Source organism: Algoriphagus boseongensis (assembly GCF_004362805.1).
Taxonomy (GTDB): domain Bacteria; phylum Bacteroidota; class Bacteroidia; order Cytophagales; family Cyclobacteriaceae; genus Algoriphagus; species Algoriphagus boseongensis.
Map to the genome: position 1 here is coordinate 163,394 of NZ_SNYF01000005.1, position 20,050 is coordinate 183,443.

The following is a 20,050-nucleotide window of genomic DNA, read 5'->3' on the forward strand; positions in this document are numbered from 1 at the left end:
CAATTAAGCTCCCTTTTTTCGTTTTCCGTTGCTTGGTTCTTCTACAGGAATCACCACAGGAGTATACATTTCTTTAACCAGGATTTGATTATTTGTCCAGTCGGGAATAATCTCCTCATAATCCATCGGAAAGACCATATCTCCATTTTCCTTGATTACTCCTACTTTTCCGGAATTAGCAAGAAGGATGAAATCTTGATTTTCGAATTGGATAAAATCAAATTCAGGAGCGATTATTTGTTTCCCTTCTGGATTGAGTAATCCGCGTTTTCCTGATTTTTCTACCAAAAAATATCCATCCTTAATTCTACAAATCTGATCAAATGGCTCTTGAGTAATTAGATCTCCTGATTTCCCAATCAAGAATAAGCCTCCTGAGTTTTTGGCGATTCCTTTGCCTGAAGAAAAAGGTTTAATCTCTTCCCAGTTTGGACTTGAAATGGTTTGGCCAGAAGGACTAAGAAGTCCCCAGGAATAACCCGATTTAAATTCTCCAACTTGTTCTGAGAAATTTTGGACCTCTGTAAAAGTAGGTTGAATCACCCATCTGCCATCTGAATTAAGAAATCCACTTTTACCCGCTTTTCTCGCAGGGAAAAGCCCTTCCGAACCTGGGCCTATCCATTCTGCATCAGATTCAGGCCTAACTAACCAGCCTGATTTTCCCAACAATCCTGTTTTCTGCTCTCTAAATCGAATGAAGTAATGATCTTTCCCAACCAGCTGTACTTCTTCCATTCCTACTATATCCAACAGGATTCCATCCTCCTTCATTACCCTTCTCAATTTTCCGTGGATATATTCCAGCATCAAGTCGCCCTCTTTGGTGATCTTATGATAGGAATTGTAGCTCACATCGGCTTTTATTTCATCACCTTTGATCAAAACATATTGGCTTTGATTGAATCCATAGAAATGATTATTTCTTGAATATTCGAGTTGGGTGATGTTTGGATCCAGTACATAATCTCCTTCCAAGTTGATAATCCCATACCCGGAAGATTCCTTAGCTAATAGGTAGTTTCCATCATTTTCCTCCAAAAGATCATAAGGTTTTCCAGGGTCTTTGGAAAGTGGGAGGTAATATTTGCCTTGCTTTTGGGCTATAACCATTCCCAATTTGGTCAATTTGGCATTTTCTAATGTTCCAAGTGAAGTGATCTTTCCAGTTCCTCGTTCAAAAATCCAATAAGAATTGCCCTTTTTTGCCAAAAGCCTTGTGATGTAAGTTTGAATTTCCTCGTATTCAGGAGCCAAAGCTTGTTGTCCATACTCATGATAAGCCCCGATTCCTTTTGGTCCCTTTACCAAAATCCATGGCGATAGGTATTGGTAAATCTCATTTCCCTGAAGGTTGACAATAGGTTTGAGATCTCTGGAAAGTAAGGAAAGGGAGGAGTCCTTTTTCCCGATCAATACAGTCTCTCCTAATACCTTAATCTCATCGTATACGGCCCTTACTTTTAGATTTCCCTGAAGATCATAGGATTCCCAGGTTTGGGAATAAGCCTTCAAAGATATTAGGCAAATGCCAAGCAGAAGGGTGAAAATTCTGGTGAAATTTAGATTCATGAAAGACTGCATTTTCAAATGGAGCACAATATAAAAAGGCCAAAGGAACTTGAGATGTCCTTTGGCCAAATATGATTTTAATGGATAGATTATTTTTCGACTTTGATTTTCTCCAGATCAAAAAGATCATGGATGATTTCAATCATTTCTTCTGCCTGATCCCGCTGACAAGCTGCTCGTAACTGTACCACAGGTACTTTCAGGATCTTTTGCATCATGCTTTTGGTAATCTTGTCAATCAGCACATATTCCTTTTCATCGGCGTTTTTTAAATACCGGCTCAATTCTTCTTGTCTGATTTGCTCCAAAGCCTGCTTCAATCTATTGATGGTCGGAGATACCATCATTTCCTTCTTCCAATTGGCAAATTCTTCGATGCTTTCTTCGATGATTTTTTCAACCATCGGCACTGCAGCGAGACGCTTTTCTAATGCTTCCGAAGTTTTGCTACGGATATTGTCTACATTATACAATACCACTCCAGGTACATCTTCTACTGTGGTCTCTATACTTCTTGGGACAGAAAGATCAACCAACAATTTGTAGCTCTGGATTTCAAACTCCTTTACCATCTTCTTGGTGATAAAAGGCTCATTTTTCATGATTGAGCAAACGATCACGTCCGCTTCTTTCATCGCTTCCAGATGATTTTCAAAAGGAACCACTTCAAAACCCAATTCCGCTGCTAGAGCTTCAGCTTTTGAAAGCGTTCTATTGGTGATTTTTACTTTAGCCTGTGGAAGATGAATCATGTTCTTCGCTACATCTTCTCCGATTTCACCTACTCCGATAAGGAGAACTCTCGGTTCAAACAAATTGACAGTAAGGCTTTCAATCAACTCAATAGTGGCATACGAAAGAGAAGCTGCTCCATCTCTGAAAGCAGTTTCTTGCACCACACGTTTATTGGTGAAAAATATGGTGTGCATCAGCCGATGAAGGAATGGGCCAGCCATTTCCATGTCAGCTGCTGTTTGGTAGGCTCGCTTTACTTGATTGGAAATTTGAATATCTCCCACTACCTGAGCCTCAAGTCCCATACTTACCTTAAATAAATGGGAAATTGCCTCCTGATCATCTTGAAAAATTTCAAAATAATTAAGGTAGTTCACCACATCATTGAGACCTTTCTCAAGTCCAATCAACTTGATGATTTCTGTACTTAAGTCAAGTTCATGGCCATAATAAACCTCAGTTCTATTACAGGTAGAAATGATCAAAGCATCGCTCAGGCTAAAAAACTCCTTGAATTTCAAGAGTATTCGACGAACTTCCTCCTCATCTAAAGAGATCAATTCGCGAATCTGAACCGGGGCTGTTTTATGGGATAAACTGACTGCTCTGAACTTAGAGTGCATGGTATCAAGTCTTGCGGTGCAAATTTAACGGAGAACTTTCCTCGAACGACTGAAATGGATAACTCAATGAATAATTTGGAATTATTCTAAATAAATTTCCTGCTTTTACAAAGGTACAGGCAGTTGAAAAGATAGACCAATATTTTTAAATTTTGGCGAATTGTCTTTTTCAATCTTTTTGGCATGAGCAAGTTTTATTTTTTCCTCAAAACTTACCTTGGATTCACTTCGAAAGAGTCCCGTGGCTTCCTGTTATTAATCCCCTTTTTGGTTATCCTTAGTCTCGCACCACCTTTTATCCGTTACCTTAAAAATCAGGAAGCAGAAGTCCTCTATCAGGAATATCAAGCTGTTTTGGATAGTTTGGACCAAGCTGGATTTACCTTGGTTTCTTCTCCTTTACCAACTTTTAACCCAGCCGACACAGCCAAAGTTTCCAAGCCAAATGCCGTTTCCGAACGTATCCAAAAAATCCCTTTTTCAGAGGCTGATTCAATTGTTTTACAAATTGTGCCTGGAATTGGGCCGACCTTGGCAGGAAGGATTGTTAAAACTAGAGAAGCTATGGGCGGCTTTTATTCCCAATCCCAATTATTGGAAATCTATGGTTTGACGGAGGAAACTGCTTTGAAAGTTTGGGATTACTTTGATTTTGACCCCAAGGTTTTTATTAAAATTCCAATAAATCAAGTTGGGGTAGAGGACTTAGCCAAGCATCCTTACATTTCTTATTCAGAAGCTAAAGTGATAATTGCTTTCAGAAACCAACACGGTCCTTTTCAGACTTCCGAGGATTTACTGAAAATAAAAATATTCAAGAAAGAATGGGTAGACAAAATCAGCCCATACCTACAATTTGATTGAATTAAGGTCCGGTGATTTGAATTATTTGCGGCATATTTGACCTATGATTACCTCCTCTCCCAAAGATTTTCAGCTCCCCGTTTTGTCCTTGCCGGCAATTGAACCTCAGCTGAAATGGGAGGAAGATAAAGCTTGGATTTTTGACTCTCTCCGAAAAAAATATCTGGTTCTGACTCCCGAGGAATGGGTTAGGCAGCATTGGGTATCTTTTCTAATTCACCACAAAGGGTATCCTAAAGGCTTATTTTCTTTAGAAAAGGGCATGAAATACAATCAATTGGCTAAAAGGACAGACTTGGTGATTTTTGACCGAGATGCGAGACCATTTTTGCTGGTAGAATGTAAAGCACCGGAGGTAAAGATTGATGAAAAAACCTTGGCGCAAGCCATGGCATACAACAAGCAGTTAAATTGCCAAAATATAGTTTTGTCTAATGGAATGAGGCATTTCTGTTTTAGCCAATCTAAGGAGGACAAGAGCTTTTTTCAAATAGAATCTTTTCCCGAGGCGCCTTAATTCCAAGAAAAATTTATGATTCTTGTCACCTTTTCTCTAAATTCAAGAAAGAATTAATTATCCAATTGCACTATGAATGTCCATGCACATAACACTCCCTGTGAGCTCTGCGCAAGCCGAAAGCATTCTTTATTATCTGACTTGCCAGAATCTCAGTTATGTCACCTTTCTGAGTATAAAAACTTGATTTCTCACAGAAAAGGCCAAATACTATTTTATGAAGGAACGAAGCCTTTAGGGATTTTTTGCATAAATGCCGGAGTAGTAAAAGTTTATAAAACAGCTTCCAACGGAAAAGAGCAAATCATCCATTTGGCTAAAAAGGGAGATTTTTTAGGGTATTCAGCTTTGTTAGGAGAGGAGAATTATACCAGCTCCGCGATGATTATTGAAGACGCTAAAATCTGCTTTATCCCTCGTGAAGCATTCTTGAATACACTCACCAAAAACACGGAATTTTTCAAAAGAGTGACCAAAGCCATCAGTCATGAATTGGGAGTAATGGAAGCTAAACTGACCGATGCCACTCAAAAAAGTATTCGTGAAAGATTGGCTTTTGTGCTTCTTCAGTTAGCCGACACCTATGGAATAGAGGGGGGTGATTCTATGAAAATAGATTTGATTTTAAGTAGAGAGGAGATTGCGGGAATCGTAGGAACCGCAACGGAATCTGTTATCAGACTACTTTCGGAATTCAAGAAAGACGATTTGATTGACCTGGATGGCAAGAGAATCATCATTAAGGATAAGCGAGGTCTTGCCCGTTTGTCCGATTTTTATGCCTAATGAGGAACAAGGCCTCGGAAAATTTGGTTTTGGCCTTGTGAAAGATCTACTTCAAAAACAACTTCTAGTAATTTTCCTAATTGCATTAGAAACAGGTTTCTTTGTTTCTCAAGCTCAGGCTCAATCGCCTGCCTACAAAACTTTGCTTTCCACGCTTTACGACGAATCCTTTCCGGTCGTAAAACCCAATCAAATTAAGGATTTGAGCAATTACCAAATTTTGGATACCCGTGAAAAACCTGAATTTGAAGTAAGCCACCTGTCGGGTTCACAGTGGGTTGGTTATGATACTTTTTCCCTGGAATCAATCAAAAATCTGGATAAAAACAAACCTGTGTTGGTGTATTGTACCGTAGGGGCAAGATCAGAAGCCATTGGCAAAAAACTGAAGGAAGCCGGCTTCACCAGAGTTTACAATTTGTACGGTGGTATTATCAACTGGGTAAATGAAGGTCAGGAGGTTGAATGTAAGGGTTTGCCCACCCAGAAAGTCCATACCTATTCTCAGGCTTGGGGAATTTGGCTTGAAAAGGGAGAAAAAGTCTATGAATAGATTCATTGTCGGTCCTCTGACAAATCATTATTCCATAAATCTTCATCTTCCATGCTCCCGTTGATCAGGGTAAAAATCACACAAATGAAAATCATTTCCATCCTATCAATTGTTTCTTTTGTTCTTTTCTCCACAGCTTGCCAAGGTTCCACTTTAGGCATGGAAGCTACTACGCCGCCAAGTCATCAGCTTTGGGATGAACTGGTCAAGGCAAATGTTAGCCCTGATGGAAGAGTGAATTACAAAGGTTTTATTCAAAGCAAAGCAAAGCTTGAGCAATATTTGACTTTACTTTCTAACAATGCTCCCGATCGAAAAACTTGGTCAAAAAACGAGCAGTTAGCGTATTGGATCAATGCTTACAATGCCTTTACAGTGAAATTGATCGTGGATAATTATCCCACAAAAAGCATCCGGGATTTAGGCCCAAAGTTGAAAATCCCTATGGTCAGTGATGTGTGGCATTACAAGTTTTTCAAAATAGGTGGAGTCGAATCCAGTTTGGATGAGATCGAGCACTCGATTTTAAGAAAGGAGTTTGACGAGCCCAGAATTCATTTTGCCATCAATTGTGCCTCTGTTTCTTGTCCACCACTTTTGAATGAAGCATTCCTTGCTGATAAATTAGAAGCACAACTACAAAAAGTCGCTACCACCTTCATCAATGATTCCAGCAGAAATAAGATATCCAAAGATGCTATTCAAGTTTCTCAGATTTTCTCCTGGTTTAATGGGGATTTTACAAAAAAGGGAACCCTAATCGATTTTTTAAATCGGTACTCTAAGGTGAAAATTAGTCCAAATGCCAAAGTTTCTCATTTGGATTACAACTGGAACCTAAACGAATAAGTCGGTTTTCGGTAACTTGACCAAAAATCTAGCAGCATGCCTACTCGACACATTGTGATTCTCGGAAATGGAATCTCTGGGATTACTTGCGCAAGACAATTGAGGAAATTGGAGGACCAAGTCCGAATCACCGTGATTTCTGGAGAGTCTAAATATTTTTTTTCCAGAACAGCCCTGATGTATGTGTCCATGGGACATATGAAATTTGAGCATACCCAACCCTATGAAAATTGGTTTTGGGAGAAAAATCGAATTGAATTGATTCATCAATGGGTTAAGGAGGTAAAGTTCAAAGAGAAAACTTTGATTTTTTCCTCAGGAGAAAAACTTCCCTATGATCAATTGGTGATTGCCACTGGTTCCAAACCCAATAAATTTGGCTGGCCTGGGCAGGATTTGAATGGGGTACAAGGACTTTATTCCAAGCAGGATTTGGAGCTTTTTGAGGAGAATACTTCTGTCAATGTTTCCCATGCAGTTATCGTTGGAGGTGGATTGATTGGGATAGAAATGGCTGAGATGCTAGCCTACAAAAAGATCCCGGTAACTTTTTTGGTTAGAGAAAAAGGCTTCTGGGACAATGTATTGCCAAGAGAAGAATCCGAATTGGTCGGTCGACACATTCGGGAGCATCATATCCATTTGATGATGGAAACCGAGTTGAAAGAAATTATTTCTGACGAAAAGGGTCGGGTAAAAGCAGTAATCACATCCAAAAACGAGGAAATTTCCTGTCAGTTTGTTGGGCTCACTGCTGGTGTAAGTCCAAATGTCGATTTCCTTAGAGGGACAGAATTAGCAGTGGGTAGAGGAGTGAAAGTGAATGAGTTTTTCCAAACCAACCTTCCGGATGTTTTTGCGATTGGAGATTGTGCAGAATTTGAGAAAGCCCCTGCTCCTGATCGAAGACCAATCGAGCAGGTTTGGTATACCGGAAGAATGCATGGGGAAACTTTGGCATACACTCTTTGCGGAAAGCAAACTGCCTACAATCCTGGGATTTGGTTCAACTCCGCAAAATTCCTGGATATAGAATATCAAACTTATGGAACTGTCCCTCCGATTTGGGATGAGGAAAAGGTTCAGAATTTCTATTGGGAGCATTCTGGTGGAAAAGTCTCTTTTCGGATGCTGATGGATGCTCAGGGAAAAATTCTAGGGGTAAATAATTTCGGATTTAGGCTCAGACATGAGTTCTTTGATCAAGCTATTCAGGAAAAATGGACCGTAGAAAGAGTAATTGCTGGGTTGAAAAAGGCGAATTTTGATCCGGAGTTTTTCGCTCCGTATTACCTTGAAATTCAGCAAGCCTTTAAAAAGAAATTCGGAGGTGACTTTCAACCAGAAAAGAAATCATGGATTCAAAAAATTTTGGGAGCTAAGGTATGAGACTACTTGAAAAAATTGGCTTGGTTTTATTCTTGCTTGGAATGGGCGTTTTTATCGCTATTCCATTTCTAGGTTCTTATACCTTGGATAGGGATTTGGTGGTATCTAATACCAAGGAAATCCACCAAGAAAAAATGGGAGAAATTCTGTCCCCCATGTATGGAAAAGAATATACCTCCAACTTTTCCTTCCTTTCAGATTTTAGAAGCAATTTCAATAGCTATAACGACCAGCTGAAATCCCAGCAACTTTGGGATCAGGTGATTTGGGACGATTATGGATTTGCTTTAGCAAAAGCTGCAGCATCCACTCCCGTTCGTGAAAATCCATGGCTTTGGCTCGGGCTATCCATTGGATTAGCTGTTATAGGTGGCTTTTTGTACAACTTTAAAAAGTATGAAGGAGAGCCAGCCGGAATCAAAAACAATGGAATTTTCCATTCCAAATTGAAGAATCGGGGTTGGCTTGGAATGGTGACAGGAGGGTTTTTGATTTTGTTTTATATTCTCCTGTATTGGTTTCCTGCCTATTTGGTAAATCTGGTTTGGATGGTCGAACCCATATCCAAAATGCTATCCGGAGGTTCTGCAAGCCAATGGTTTTTATATGGCTTGGTCTATACTATGGCCATTTTGGTTATGGGAATCCGGATGTTTAGAAAATATCGCGGGAATAAATATCAGCAACTTCGTACTGCTTCGGTGATGTTTTTCCAAACTGCCTTTGCCTTTTTGATTCCAGAAATTTTGGTTTTGCTCAATCAGCCCTATTTCGATTTCAAGAATATTTGGCCGCTGGATTATGATTTCTTTTACGATTACCAGATCGATACTTTTCTTTCCGGTGGAGGAGTAGGCATGTTTATGCTCATCTGGGGGATTTTGTTGATTATCGTAGGAGTTCCGGTTTTCACTTATTTCTTTGGAAAAAGATGGTATTGCTCCTGGGTTTGTGGATGTGGAGGTCTGGCCGAGACGGTCGGGGATCCATTTCGACAGCTTTCTGATAAGTCCTTAAAAGCATGGAAATACGAGCGATGGATTATCCATAGTGTGTTAGTTTTGGCAGTTGTTATGACTGCACTTACCATTGCCAATTACTTTTCCGGGTTTTCACTTCTTGGAAATGTGACGAACCAACTCCATTCCTTTTATGGTTTTGCGATAGGTTCAGCCTTTGCTGGGGTAGTGGGAACAGGCTTTTATCCATTTATGGGTAACCGGGTATGGTGTAGATTTGGCTGTCCTTTAGCAGCCTATCTGGGGATTGTGCAGCGATTTAAATCCCGTTTTAGAATCACTACTAATGGGGGGCAGTGCATTTCTTGCGGGAATTGCTCCACGTATTGCGAAATGGGGATTGATGTGAGAGCATATGCCCAGCGTGGTCAAAATATCGTTCGATCCTCTTGTGTGGGTTGTGGTGTATGTTCAGCAGTTTGTCCTCGAGGAGTATTAAAGTTAGAAAATGGACCTGAAGAAAACCGAATTCAGGAATTGCCAATTATTATTGGGAATAATTCCATCAAGATCAATGCGTAAATGATTTTCCTCTATATCCTTTGTGGATTGTATTTTCTGGGCATGTTGTTTATCCTGGTCTATAGCTTAGCACAGGGACACTTGCTCCTACATTTTTTCAAAGCAAGAAAAGAATGGAATGCCACACCTCGAAAAACACCCGAGAATTGGCCAAAGGTGACTGTCCAGCTTCCTGTTTTTAATGAATTGTATGTCGTTGAGCGATTGATTGAATCGGCAGCGAGATTGAATTATTCTAAGGAATTGCTGGAAATCCAGATTTTGGATGACAGTACCGACCAGACGGTGGAGTTGATTCAGGAGAAAATCAAGGAATTTCCAGAGGTGAATTTTTCGTATGTCCATAGGACAAATAGGCAAGGATTTAAGGCTGGTGCCTTGAGAGAAGGACTTGAAACAGCTTCCGGGGAATTTATAGCGATTTTTGATGCGGATTTTGTCCCTGATCCAGACTTTCTGATCAAAACGATTCCTTTTTTCTCCAATGAAAAAATAGGGATGGTCCAAACCCGTTGGACTCATTTGAATCGGGATTACTCGATTTTAACCCGTCTTCAGGCCTTTGCTTTGGATGCTCATTTTTTTATCGAGCAAATGGGAAGAAATCAACAGGGAGCCTTTATCAATTTTAATGGGACTGGAGGTATTTGGAGAAAATCCTGTATTCAGGATGCGGGAAATTGGCATGATGACACCTTAACGGAGGATTTGGACCTGAGCTATAGAGCCCAAAGAAAAGGCTGGAAGTTTGTCTATCGACCAGAAATTGAGTCTCCTGCAGAGCTACCTCCGGTAATGTCTGCCATAAAAAGTCAGCAGTTTCGCTGGACAAAAGGTGGGGCGGAATGCGCAGTCAAACATGCTAATGCCGTGAGCCATGAAAAGCACCCATTTCAGGTGAAGTTTCATGCCTTTGCTCACCTTTTTAATTCAACTATTTTCATTGCCGTTCTGCTGACTAGCTTAAGTAGTTTGGGCGTTTGGTGGGCTGGTGAATTGGGCTTGATTCCCGATTTCTTTGTAAAACTATCCGGGCTTTTCCTGATAGGTTTTGTATTGATAGCAGGAGTCTATTTGGTTTCATTTTTTTATGCAAAAAAAGGTTCTTCCAAAGCGGTTTTCGGAGTCATTTGGCAATTGCCATTATTCCTCTCTGTTTCCATGGGATTGGCCCTTCACAACGCTCAGGCAGTTTGGGAGGGCCTAACAGGTAAAAAATCCCCATTTATTCGAACTCCCAAGTTTAATTTGGAGTCTGGAAAAGTGGGATTAGCCAGAAACAAATACCTGCTGCATAAAATGCCTTTGACCACTTGGTTTGAGGCTATTCTGGCGGTGGTATTTTGGGGGATGGTTTATCTGGCTTTTAGAGAAAGTAATTTTCTCTTTCTACCATTTCATTTTCTCCTGGCATTTGGATACACCCTGGTCTTTGCCACTTCCTTTAAATCTTACGGCCTGGGCCGATAAAATCCATGAAATCCATTCCAATTGTAGATGTAATTATTCCTGCATTCAATGAGGAAAAGTCCATTTCCAAGGTCATCCATGATATTCCTGATTGGGTTAGAAATATTGTAGTTGCCAACAACAACTCCACAGATCAAACCGCAAAAGTTGCCGAAGCTGCCGGGGCAAAAGTTGTCTTCGAAGGACAAAAAGGCTACGGCAAAGCCTGTTTGACTGCGATGGCTTGGATTAAGAGCCAAGAGGTACAACCCGAAATCGTGGTCTTTTTGGATGGAGATTATAGCGACTACCCGGAGGAAATGACTGACTTGATCGCACCAATTTTGGAGGATAAAGCAGATATGGTCATTGGATCAAGAGCATTGGGTGAAAGAGAACGTGGTTCTATGACATTGCCTCAGGTCTTTGGAAATTGGCTGGCGACAACGATGATGAAGTATATTCAGGGAGCAAAATTTTCTGATTTGGGCCCTTTTCGGGCGATTGTCTGGAATAAATTATTAAACTTAAATATGGTCGATCAAAATTATGGCTGGACCATAGAGATGCAGATCAAAGCCCATAAAGCCGGTTTGAGATATATGGAAGTTCCGGTGAATTATCGAAAACGCATTGGAGTCTCCAAAGTGAGTGGAACGGTCAAGGGTGTTTTTGGTGCAGGGTATAAAATAATTTTGACGATCTTTAAGTATTGGTGAAAAACCTGAAAAAGCTATGCGAATCGATAAGAAATTGCTTTCAGTCTTCCTTCTTCTAGGCATTGGAATAGCCTTGTTTTCTTGCTCTTCGTCAGGAAGAGAAGGAGTTGAAGAGGAGCAATTCGCCAAGTATTGGTATCAGGGAAAAGCCGAAATCAATGTGTTTGATTTGCAGCAAAGCCGATATGGAGAGGTGAGACCTGGAAAGGCGGTCATGATTTTTGTAACGGAGGACTTTTCTAAAAAGAAGCAAGTCAAGCTGGATAATCCTCAGGATAATCCCAATGATGCCCAGAAAGTCCTCAAGCTAAATATGACCCGGGAGTTTTTGACGGGAGTCTACCCTTATCATACTATGCTATCCGTTTTTACTCCAGTTTATGAGGAGGCATCCTCTCCCAAGCTTTCTGCCTCGGTTACGGAATGGTGTGGCCAATCCTATACCCAGATGAATTTCAAAAATGGGAATTACAGTTTTCAGCAGTTTTCCTATTTCGAATCGGAGGGTGATCAGTCAGGTAAGACTGCTGGAGTTGCTGAGGAAGAGATTTTTAACCTCATTCGACTTAATCCAGAGTTGGTTCCAATGGGAAATGTGAAAATGATTCCAAGCTTGATCTTTCAGCGATTTGCCCATATTCCTTTGAAAGGTGAACAGGCGACGATTTCTAAAAAGGACTTGGGGCAAAATCAATCAGAAATCGAGGTGGTATATAATGAAATCGGTAGAAAAATTTCCATTCGATACCAGCAGTTTTTCCCGTTTGAAATTTTAGGATTTACTGAAACATGGACCAAAGCAAACGGACAACAAGAGGTAACCACTGCCACCCGATCCAACATGCAAATGATGGATTATTGGAACAAAAATGAGAAGCTTTTTGAGCCGCTCAGAAAGGATTTGGGGCTTTGAGTCCAAGGATTAGGCAAGGGCTCCAAGTGGGGATTTGGGCTCTGATGACTATCGGGATTGCTTTTTTGTCTGGGATTCCTAGGACTAGTTTTGGAATAACTTTTCTGCTTTATTCAGCGATTTTCGGTGGTTTGGTTGCGCTTTATCTTTTAAGCCCAAAAGTCATTTCTTGGAGAAATCTTTTTTTGGCTGGCCTGACTATGAGAGTTGCAGTTTTCTTTTTTTCTCCTCAATGGTCTGATGATTATTTCCGATTTCTCTGGGATGGGGAATTGCTAGAAATGGGAGAAAATCCCTATCTGGAAATACCCAGAGACTTTCTTGAAAAATCTGCGAATGACTCTTCTGCTTACCTGAATCAGCTTTTCGAAGGATTAAATTCCCGGGATTACTATTCGGTTTATCCTCCTATAAATCAGTTGATTTTTTGGATTGGTGCTAAGGCTTCCATGGGCTTTGTCTGGAATGGTTACATGATGCTTAGGCTGATTTTGATTTTGGCGGAAAGCGCTGTTTTCATTCTTCTTTGGAAGCTTTTGAGGGTTTTTGAGCTTCCCCAAAAGCAGATCTTATGGTATTGGCTAAATCCCTTGGTGGTCCTAGAGATTGTTGGAAATCTACATTTCGAGGGGTTTGTTTTACTTTTCCTGCTCGCCTCTTTATGGTTTTTTCAAAAGGGTAGGTTGGGATTTTCTGGAGGATTTTGGGCTTTGGCAATTGGGGTGAAGTTACTTCCATTGATTTTGGCTCCGGCCTTTTTGGCAAATGAAAAAGTCAGGAAGTCAAGGTTGTTCTGGTTGGGAACTATTCTAATTCTGGTTCTGTGTTTTTCTCCACTTTTCATTGAGAATTCCTGGATGAATTTTTTCCAAAGTCTCAAGTTATACCAAGGGAAATTTGAATTCAACGCTTCTATGTATTACTTACTTCGGGAAATTGGATTTTGGATTAAAGGCTACAATATCATTGCAGATCTGACCAAGGGCCTTAGTATTTTGACCTTGGTTTTGATTTTATTTTTCTCCTTTAAAAGAAAATCCAAGACTCTACAAGACATGCTGGATTTGTGGGTTTTGATCTATTTGATTTACCTAATCCTTCAACCTGTGGTCCATCCTTGGTATATTTTACCGGGTCTTGGGCTCAGCATTTTTTCGAGAAAAGTAACCTTCCTGCTTTGGTCCTTTGCGGCAATTTTTTCCTATCAGGCTTATGGAAATCCAGACTTTATGGAAAATTCGGTCTTTCTCTTTTTGGCGTATGGGGTGGTTTTCTTTGGAGTGTATGTGGATTATTTTAAAAAGGAAAGAAGTCCTAATTTCATGGCATGAAAAATTGGTTTATTCTGGCAGCAATTGGTCTTCTACTCTTTGGATGTAATCCCACAAATGAGGAGAAAGCGCATGATCTCTTAAAAAAATCCATTGAGGCCCATGGAGGAGAGGATGCGTGGGATCAACTAGCAGTCATTCAATTTACCAAATGGACGAAGCTTTTGGATGAAAATGGAAATGTTGAATCCGAATTAAATCAATGGCATGAATTCAGGTTCAAACCCTATTTCGAGGGAAAAATATCCTGGGCCAAGGACAGCATTGATCATGTAGTATCCTTTGATGGGGCGGAGATTTCCTATTTTTTGGGAGGAAATGAGGTGAAGAACCGTGATTTTTTAGCAGCAAAAAAGAAGGATTTTGATGCTGCTTTCTATACCCTTGCTCAGCCTTGGAAGCTTTTGGATGGGGGAGGAAAGCTGAGCTATGAAGGAAGAAAAACTTTGGAGAACAATCAGGAAGTTGAATCTATTCGAGTAGATTATGGTCCGGACAAAGACATTTGGTGGTATCATTTCGATAGTCAATCTCACCTTATGGTTGCAAGTGAAGTTCAGCTGAAAGACCATCGAAGTTTGGTTTATGACCTAGAAGAAGAAAATATCGAAGGATTGAAACTTCATGGTCGAAGAGAAAGTTGGAGAATTAATGAAAAGGGAGAAAGGCTTTTTTTAAGAGCTGAGTACCTCTACAGCGATTACAAAATCACCTTTAAAAATTGAATTGATCGTAATGGATAATAGAATTAGTAGTAAACTTCTTGGATTGATCGTATTGGTTTTTGGAATAGCATCCTGTGACCAAAGAACTGAGGCTGAGAAAATCGTGGATGCAGCAATTGAGGCTCATGGAGGAGAAGCTTATCTGGATGCCAAAATCGATTTTGATTTCAGAAACTTCCATTACAGCATTTACAAATCTCCCAATGGATTTGAATATTCCCGTGAGTTCACCGACTCTACAGGAAATGTCAAAGATGTCCTGAATAATTCTGGTTTTCTAAGGACAGTTAATGGAGTTAAAATCGACACCCTTCCGGAGGAGCGGATTGGGGCTTTTTCCAGATCAGTAAATTCAGTTGCCTACTTTGCGTTTCTTCCTTACGGATTGAATGATGCGGCCGCTATCAAAACCTTGCTAGGTGAGTCGGAAATTAAAGGGAAAAAATACGATGTCATTAAGGTGACTTTCCAACAAGAGGGCGGAGGTGATCATTTTGAAGATCAGTTCCTTTATTGGTTTGGAAAGGAGGATCATTTGATGGATTATATGGCGTACTTGTATTACACCGACGGGGGAGGAGTACGCTGGAGAGAGGTAAGTGGAATTCAGGAAGTTGGGGGGATTCGTTTTCAAAACTATCTGAATCTCAAGCCCGAAGATAAAAATACTCCATTGGATATGATGGAAGAACTCTATGTTTCTGGTAAATTGGAAAAACTTTCCGAAATCAATCTGGAAAATATTCAAGTAGTTCCTATCCCTAAAGACTAAATCACCGAAATGCCCTCAACAAAAACATATCTATTTAGTTCCGTGGGCATGATTTTTTTGATGTTCTTTTTCTGGTGGTTTTTGCCTGAGGAACCCCTTTTGTCAGTTAATGAAAAATGGAAAGGGGTATGTTGGGTGGGTAGCCGACAGCCGCTCCAGGGTGGTGAAATTTCTGCTCTGAAGTCTACAGGTGCAAATGCCATTTCTCAAACCCCTTTTGGCTGGCAAGCCGATAAAAATTCCCCTGAAATCCGATGGGACATGAGCAATGAAAGGCGTTGGTGGGGTGAAACCCCTATGGGCATTCAAGTTACTCTGGATTCATCCTCCCAGCAGGGTATCATGAATATGCTTAAACCTCATCTTTGGGTAAGGGAAGGCTGGGTTGGAGAGATAGAAATGAAAAATGAGTCGGATTGGAATACCTGGTTTTCCAATTATCAGGCTTTCATCCTTGACTATGCAAAACTTGCCGAGGAGTTAAAGATGCCGATGTTATGCATTGGAACTGAATTGGAGAAGACTTCTTCAAAGGAGAAGGAATGGAGAAAAATTATTGCAGAGGTTAGGAAAGTTTATTCAGGGAAAATAACCTACGCGGCCAACTTCACCGAGTTTGAGCAAGTGAAATTTTGGGATGCCCTAGATTATATCGGAGTGCAGGCCTATTTCCCATTGGCTAAGGATCACAATCCTAAACTCGAAGAATTGATCTCCTCTTGGAATTCTCATATTCCTCAAGTTGAAAAAGTGGTTAGAAAATACAAGAAGCCGGTTTTGTTTACAGAAATAGGTTATTGCAATACGGTGGATGCAGCTATTCAGCCTTGGGTTTGGCCAAACGAAAGAAGAGAAATGGAATTTTCTGAGGATGTGCAGGCCATTTGCTATGAAGCATTTTTTCAGACAGCCTGGAAAAAAGATTGGTTGGCAGGAGTGTTCTTTTGGAAGTGGTATCCGGAAAGACACACTAGGGAGCCAGACTTTACTCCTCAGGGAAAAAGAGCTGAAAAGGTAATGGCTAGCTATTTTCTTTTGGATTGAAAATCACCTCCTTATGTGACTTTTGTCATGGATATTTTTTGATGGATAGGGTAGGTTTACTTCAGTTAATCTAAGTAGCAAACGATCCTTTTAACCCTAAACCCTTCAACAATGAAAAAAAATATGGGAAGTGCAGACCGGGCAGTTAGACTCTTGGTTGCAGCAGTTTTGGTAGTCCTTTATTTCTCTGGAACCATTACAGGTACATTGGGAATAGTTGGTTTGGTAGTGGCTGCAGTTTTTGCAGTAACGAGTTTGGTAAGTTTTTGTCCTTTGTACACGCTAATTGGGTTAAACACCTGTTCAAGAGCGTAATAGATTATAGATAATTGATAGTGCTTTCAAATTGAGGGAAATACCGGAGGCCTTTGCTTCCGGTTTTTTTGTGACTTTATTATAATCGGGAAGGACTTCTTTGAATTTTTTGATTAATTAGATTTTCTAAAGCAGAAAAATTCCCACACATGAATAATAGGAGAGACTTTCTTAAATCTGCAGGGATTGCAGGATTAGGTTTTTTAGGAGCCACAAAAGGCTTGGCAAAAGAGCTTGAGACATTGCCTTTGGAGGCCAAATATGGGGCTTCAAGAATATCCAATTTTAACATGAGTGGCTATTCTGCTCCTAAAATCCAAACAGTCCGGGTGGGAATTGTTGGCTTGGGAATGAGGGGTCCAGGAGCCGTGGATCGACTTAGTAAAATTGAAGGAGTAGAAATCAAGGCTCTTTGCGATTTACTTCCTGAACGAGCTGAAAAGGCTAAGAAATCTCTGGAGGGCACCATTCACCAACCTGAGCTTTATTCGGGAAGTGCCTTTGCCTGGAAAAAAATGTGTGAGCGTCCAGACTTGGATTTGATCTATATCGCTACTCCTTGGGAATGGCATACTCCAATGGCGGTCTATGCCATGGAAGCCGGTAAACACGCCGCTGTGGAAGTTCCTGCAGCCCGCACCCTTGATGAATGCTGGCAATTGGTAGAGACTTCTGAGCGGACTAAAAAGCATTGCATGCAATTGGAGAACTGCTGTTATGACTTTTTTGAATTGATGACTTTGAAAATGGCCAGAGAAGGCTTCTTTGGGGAAGTTCTCCATGTAGAAGGGGCTTATATCCATGACTTGCTTTGGTTGAATTTTGACAAGGAAAAAGGCTATCAGGGAATGTGGAGATTGGAAGAAAACTTCCGAAATGGAAATCTTTATCCTACGCATGGCTTGGGTCCGATTTGTCAGATTTTGAATATCAACAGAGGGGATCAAATGGATTATTTGACCTCACTTTCTTCCAATGATTTTCAGATGAAGAAAAAAGCCCAGGAACTAGCCGAGCAGGACGCGTTTTGGAATTCGTATGCGGCTAAAAATTACCGTGGAAATATGAATACCACGGTCGTTAAAACCAAGCATGGTAAGTCAATTATGATCCAGCATGACGTGACTTCTCCTAGACCATATTCCAGACTTCATGTCGTGAGTGGTACAGAAGGATATGCCCAGAAATACCCTGAACAAAAAGTGGCTAAAGGCCATAGCTGGATGAAGGAAGAGGAAATGAAAGACCTACAATCCAAATACACTCCTGAGATTGTTCAAAAGGTTGGAGAACTTGCCAAGCAAATTGGTGGACATGGAGGTATGGATTTCATGATGGATTGGAGATTGATTGATTGTCTTAGAAATGGACTTCCTTTAGACCAAGATGTCTATGATGCCGCACTATGGAGCTGTATTACTCCACTTAGCGAATGGTCTGTGGCTAATCGATCCAATTCTATCGATGTGCCTGATTTTACAGGAGGAAATTGGAAGACAAATAAACCTGTTCCGATTACTTTGGAAGGCGGAGGGACGACTAAGGTTAGGGTATAAAAAATGAAAAGGAGGTTTTTACCTCCTTTTTTATTTTAAAGCTTGATGGATGAGTTCTTCCAGTTTTTTCTTATCGTCCTTATAGGCAGATAAATCCAATAAAGCGACTTTTCGGAAGTCTATGGGATGACTTTCGCTTTGCAGACTGATGTACCCGAACTCTAAAAGTTTGCCGTCAATTTTTACCCCTGGATTAACTGGAGCCACATTTCCGCCTCCAATCTGAGGCTGGTAATAGCTAATCACGGTATCAGTTCCTACAAGGTGGTGAACTTCCCGATCTCCCAAAACAATAAAGTTTGCTTTGACCCATTGATCTCCGTGATAAGTTTCTGATTTCGAATTGATGCAATGAGGTGTGAATAAGGTGTCTCCCATGACCACATTTGTCCCAGGAGTACAAAGGTTGCAGGTGGATCGCTTGTCCTTTCCATTTCCGCCTAAAAACTGAGCTTCAATAGAAATCGGAAAATCCTGATCCTTTAGCATGGTCTTAGGATCCTGGGAATGAAGCATGGCTCCACTATTTCTTAAGGCCCAGCCTTCTCCTCCCGGACACTGCTCGCCAACAAATCGATATTCTACTGTCAGCAAGTAATAGGAGAAAGGTTTTTTGTAAAAAATATGTCCGTATTGTTGACTGAATGAAGTATAGCCATCGTATCGGACTTTCATCAGTCCATCTTCCGCACGAAATGTATTTCCGAAATTTTCGCCTAACTCGTGGGTTCTGATTTTTACAGTCCAGTCCTTTAGATCTTTCCCATTGAAAAGTTCAATCCATTTTGGGTTGGCTTGATTTGAATGTTGGTGAATTGAAAAAGAGACAAGACCTAAAAGGCAAATTCCAAAGAGTAGCTTTTTCATTCTTCAGGTTTTTTCATTCTCAAAATCGCCCAAACCGGGAAATGATCTGAAAAGGTAATTTCAGTCATGACTCTATATTCCACCAATTCGAATTTTCTGGAATCGTACCAGATGTAGTCGATTCGAGCACCTTCTTCCGCAGTACCGTAGGTGTTTTGGGAATTGCCGGCTACAGCTCCGGCTTCTTTCCAATGGGATGGAATTTTGGAATATTCCAGGGAATCAGGGGAAAAGTTAAAATCCCCCGCAATGACTACCGGCTTATCCAAAGTCTCTGCGTAGGAGAAAATAGAATCTACCTGAGCAATTCTGTTTTCTGTGAATTCATGGCAAAGATGAGTCCCGCCAAAATAGAATTCTTGTAAAGTTTTCAATTCAGCCTTGACCCAAGCGATGGATCTAGGTTCGCCACCAGCAGGATTGGGAAGCTGAAGTGTGTGATAGGCAGATCCTTTTTTAGCTAAAAGACCTTCTCCGTATCCTCCTTCGTCAAAGGCCATAGCTTTGCCGAAATAGTTCTTGTAGCCTGTCTCCCGGCCTATTTTGGACATGAAGTTTAACTTTTTACCATAGATTTTTTCTGATCTAAGGGTCATGCTATCTACTTCTTGAAGAGCTACGACTTCCGGTTGATTTAAAATCAGGAAATCAGCAAGAAGGTGTAAAGTACTATCCCCAAGCTTTGCCGGGTTTTCTCCATGGTAGATGTTGAAAGTGATGATTTTGATTTCCTGAGCATTGGCAAGGCCAAAAAATAAACAGAACAAGCAGGAAAGGAAGAATTTATCCATATGAATTGAATGCCGGATTCTTTTTTTTCAAGAGGTAAGTTAGGAAATCGAATTGAGGATATTGAACTTATATTGATTTCGTAATGAAATTTCGGAAATTCTATGATTATCCTAATTTCCATTTAAGTAAATCTTTTTT

General features: G+C 40.5%; 20 protein-coding genes. 16 read left to right on the forward strand and 4 right to left on the reverse strand.

The genetic code is table 11. From position 1 onward, the window contains the following. Nucleotides 1–3 precede the first annotated feature (3 nt). Nucleotides 4–1,572, reverse strand: coding sequence for a WG repeat-containing protein (locus tag DFQ04_RS00720; protein WP_166637224.1), 1,569 nt, complete (start codon nucleotides 1,570–1,572; stop codon nucleotides 4–6). A gap of 89 nt (nucleotides 1,573–1,661) precedes the next feature. Then, on the reverse strand, nucleotides 1,662–2,930 hold the full coding sequence (gene hemA / locus DFQ04_RS00725) for a glutamyl-tRNA reductase (RefSeq protein WP_133551712.1): 1,269 nt from the start codon (nucleotides 2,928–2,930) through the stop codon (nucleotides 1,662–1,664). Between the two features lie 183 nt (nucleotides 2,931–3,113). On the opposite strand from hemA, the gene DFQ04_RS00730 reads away from it, so the two are divergent. The 16 genes from DFQ04_RS00730 (at nucleotide 3,114) to DFQ04_RS00805 (ending at nucleotide 18,253) form a co-directional block, all read left to right on the forward strand. After that, nucleotides 3,114–3,794: a ComEA family DNA-binding protein gene (locus DFQ04_RS00730; protein ID WP_133551714.1), complete on the forward strand. Its 681-nt coding sequence runs from the start codon at nucleotides 3,114–3,116 to the stop codon at nucleotides 3,792–3,794. Between the two features lie 43 nt (nucleotides 3,795–3,837). After that, entirely contained in the window at nucleotides 3,838–4,311 is a 474-nt protein-coding gene (locus tag DFQ04_RS00735; protein WP_133551716.1) for a type I restriction enzyme HsdR N-terminal domain-containing protein, read from the forward strand. 72 nt (nucleotides 4,312–4,383) lie between these two features. Then, on the forward strand, nucleotides 4,384–5,097 hold the full coding sequence (locus DFQ04_RS00740) for a Crp/Fnr family transcriptional regulator (protein WP_133551718.1): 714 nt from the start codon (nucleotides 4,384–4,386) through the stop codon (nucleotides 5,095–5,097). A gap of 37 nt (nucleotides 5,098–5,134) precedes the next feature. Then, on the forward strand, nucleotides 5,135–5,650 hold the full coding sequence (locus tag DFQ04_RS00745; RefSeq protein WP_243739605.1) for a rhodanese-like domain-containing protein: 516 nt from the start codon (nucleotides 5,135–5,137) through the stop codon (nucleotides 5,648–5,650). An 84-nt stretch (nucleotides 5,651–5,734) separates the two neighbouring features. Continuing rightward, nucleotides 5,735–6,499: a DUF547 domain-containing protein gene (locus DFQ04_RS00750; protein ID WP_133551722.1), complete on the forward strand. Its 765-nt coding sequence runs from the start codon at nucleotides 5,735–5,737 to the stop codon at nucleotides 6,497–6,499. A 36-nt stretch (nucleotides 6,500–6,535) separates the two neighbouring features. After that, nucleotides 6,536–7,888, forward strand: a complete 1,353-nt coding sequence (locus DFQ04_RS00755; protein ID WP_133551724.1) for an NAD(P)/FAD-dependent oxidoreductase — start codon at nucleotides 6,536–6,538, stop codon at nucleotides 7,886–7,888. Next, a complete protein-coding gene (locus DFQ04_RS00760) occupies nucleotides 7,885–9,429 on the forward strand; it encodes a 4Fe-4S binding protein (RefSeq protein ID WP_133551726.1) in 1,545 nt (514 codons plus the stop codon). The genes DFQ04_RS00755 and DFQ04_RS00760 overlap by 4 nt, the downstream gene beginning before the upstream one ends. Beyond that, nucleotides 9,430–10,899: a cellulose synthase family protein gene (locus DFQ04_RS00765; RefSeq protein ID WP_133551728.1), complete on the forward strand. Its 1,470-nt coding sequence runs from the start codon at nucleotides 9,430–9,432 to the stop codon at nucleotides 10,897–10,899. 5 nt (nucleotides 10,900–10,904) lie between these two features. Further along, nucleotides 10,905–11,597 (forward strand): glycosyltransferase family 2 protein, encoded by a 693-nt coding sequence (locus DFQ04_RS00770; RefSeq protein WP_133551730.1) that lies wholly within the window; start codon nucleotides 10,905–10,907, stop codon nucleotides 11,595–11,597. Nucleotides 11,598–11,613: 16 nt separating this feature from the next. Beyond that, nucleotides 11,614–12,510, forward strand: coding sequence for a hypothetical protein (locus DFQ04_RS00775; RefSeq protein WP_243739606.1), 897 nt, complete (start codon nucleotides 11,614–11,616; stop codon nucleotides 12,508–12,510). A gap of 44 nt (nucleotides 12,511–12,554) precedes the next feature. Then, nucleotides 12,555–13,841, forward strand: a complete 1,287-nt coding sequence (locus DFQ04_RS00780; RefSeq protein ID WP_133551732.1) for a glycosyltransferase family 87 protein — start codon at nucleotides 12,555–12,557, stop codon at nucleotides 13,839–13,841. After that, nucleotides 13,838–14,566, forward strand: a complete 729-nt coding sequence (locus DFQ04_RS00785) for a hypothetical protein (protein WP_133551734.1) — start codon at nucleotides 13,838–13,840, stop codon at nucleotides 14,564–14,566. Before DFQ04_RS00780 ends, DFQ04_RS00785 begins: the two co-directional genes overlap by 4 nt. A gap of 10 nt (nucleotides 14,567–14,576) precedes the next feature. After that, nucleotides 14,577–15,338: a DUF6503 family protein gene (locus tag DFQ04_RS00790; protein ID WP_133551736.1), complete on the forward strand. Its 762-nt coding sequence runs from the start codon at nucleotides 14,577–14,579 to the stop codon at nucleotides 15,336–15,338. Nucleotides 15,339–15,347: 9 nt separating this feature from the next. Beyond that, nucleotides 15,348–16,382, forward strand: coding sequence for a glycoside hydrolase family 113 (locus DFQ04_RS00795; RefSeq protein ID WP_243739607.1), 1,035 nt, complete (start codon nucleotides 15,348–15,350; stop codon nucleotides 16,380–16,382). 111 nt (nucleotides 16,383–16,493) lie between these two features. Continuing rightward, nucleotides 16,494–16,697 (forward strand): YgaP family membrane protein, encoded by a 204-nt coding sequence (locus tag DFQ04_RS00800; RefSeq protein ID WP_133551738.1) that lies wholly within the window; start codon nucleotides 16,494–16,496, stop codon nucleotides 16,695–16,697. 149 nt (nucleotides 16,698–16,846) lie between these two features. After that, nucleotides 16,847–18,253, forward strand: a complete 1,407-nt coding sequence (locus DFQ04_RS00805; RefSeq protein ID WP_133551740.1) for a Gfo/Idh/MocA family protein — start codon at nucleotides 16,847–16,849, stop codon at nucleotides 18,251–18,253. Nucleotides 18,254–18,283: 30 nt separating this feature from the next. On the opposite strand, the gene DFQ04_RS00810 is transcribed toward DFQ04_RS00805, so the two are convergent. Then, nucleotides 18,284–19,120 carry a 3-keto-disaccharide hydrolase gene (locus DFQ04_RS00810; protein ID WP_133551742.1) on the reverse strand — a complete coding sequence of 279 codons (837 nt, stop codon included), beginning with the start codon at nucleotides 19,118–19,120 and terminating at the stop codon, nucleotides 18,284–18,286. Then, entirely contained in the window at nucleotides 19,117–19,911 is a 795-nt protein-coding gene (locus tag DFQ04_RS00815) for an endonuclease/exonuclease/phosphatase family protein (protein WP_133551744.1), read from the reverse strand. Before DFQ04_RS00815 ends, DFQ04_RS00810 begins: the two co-directional genes overlap by 4 nt. Nucleotides 19,912–20,050: the final 139 nt, after the last annotated feature.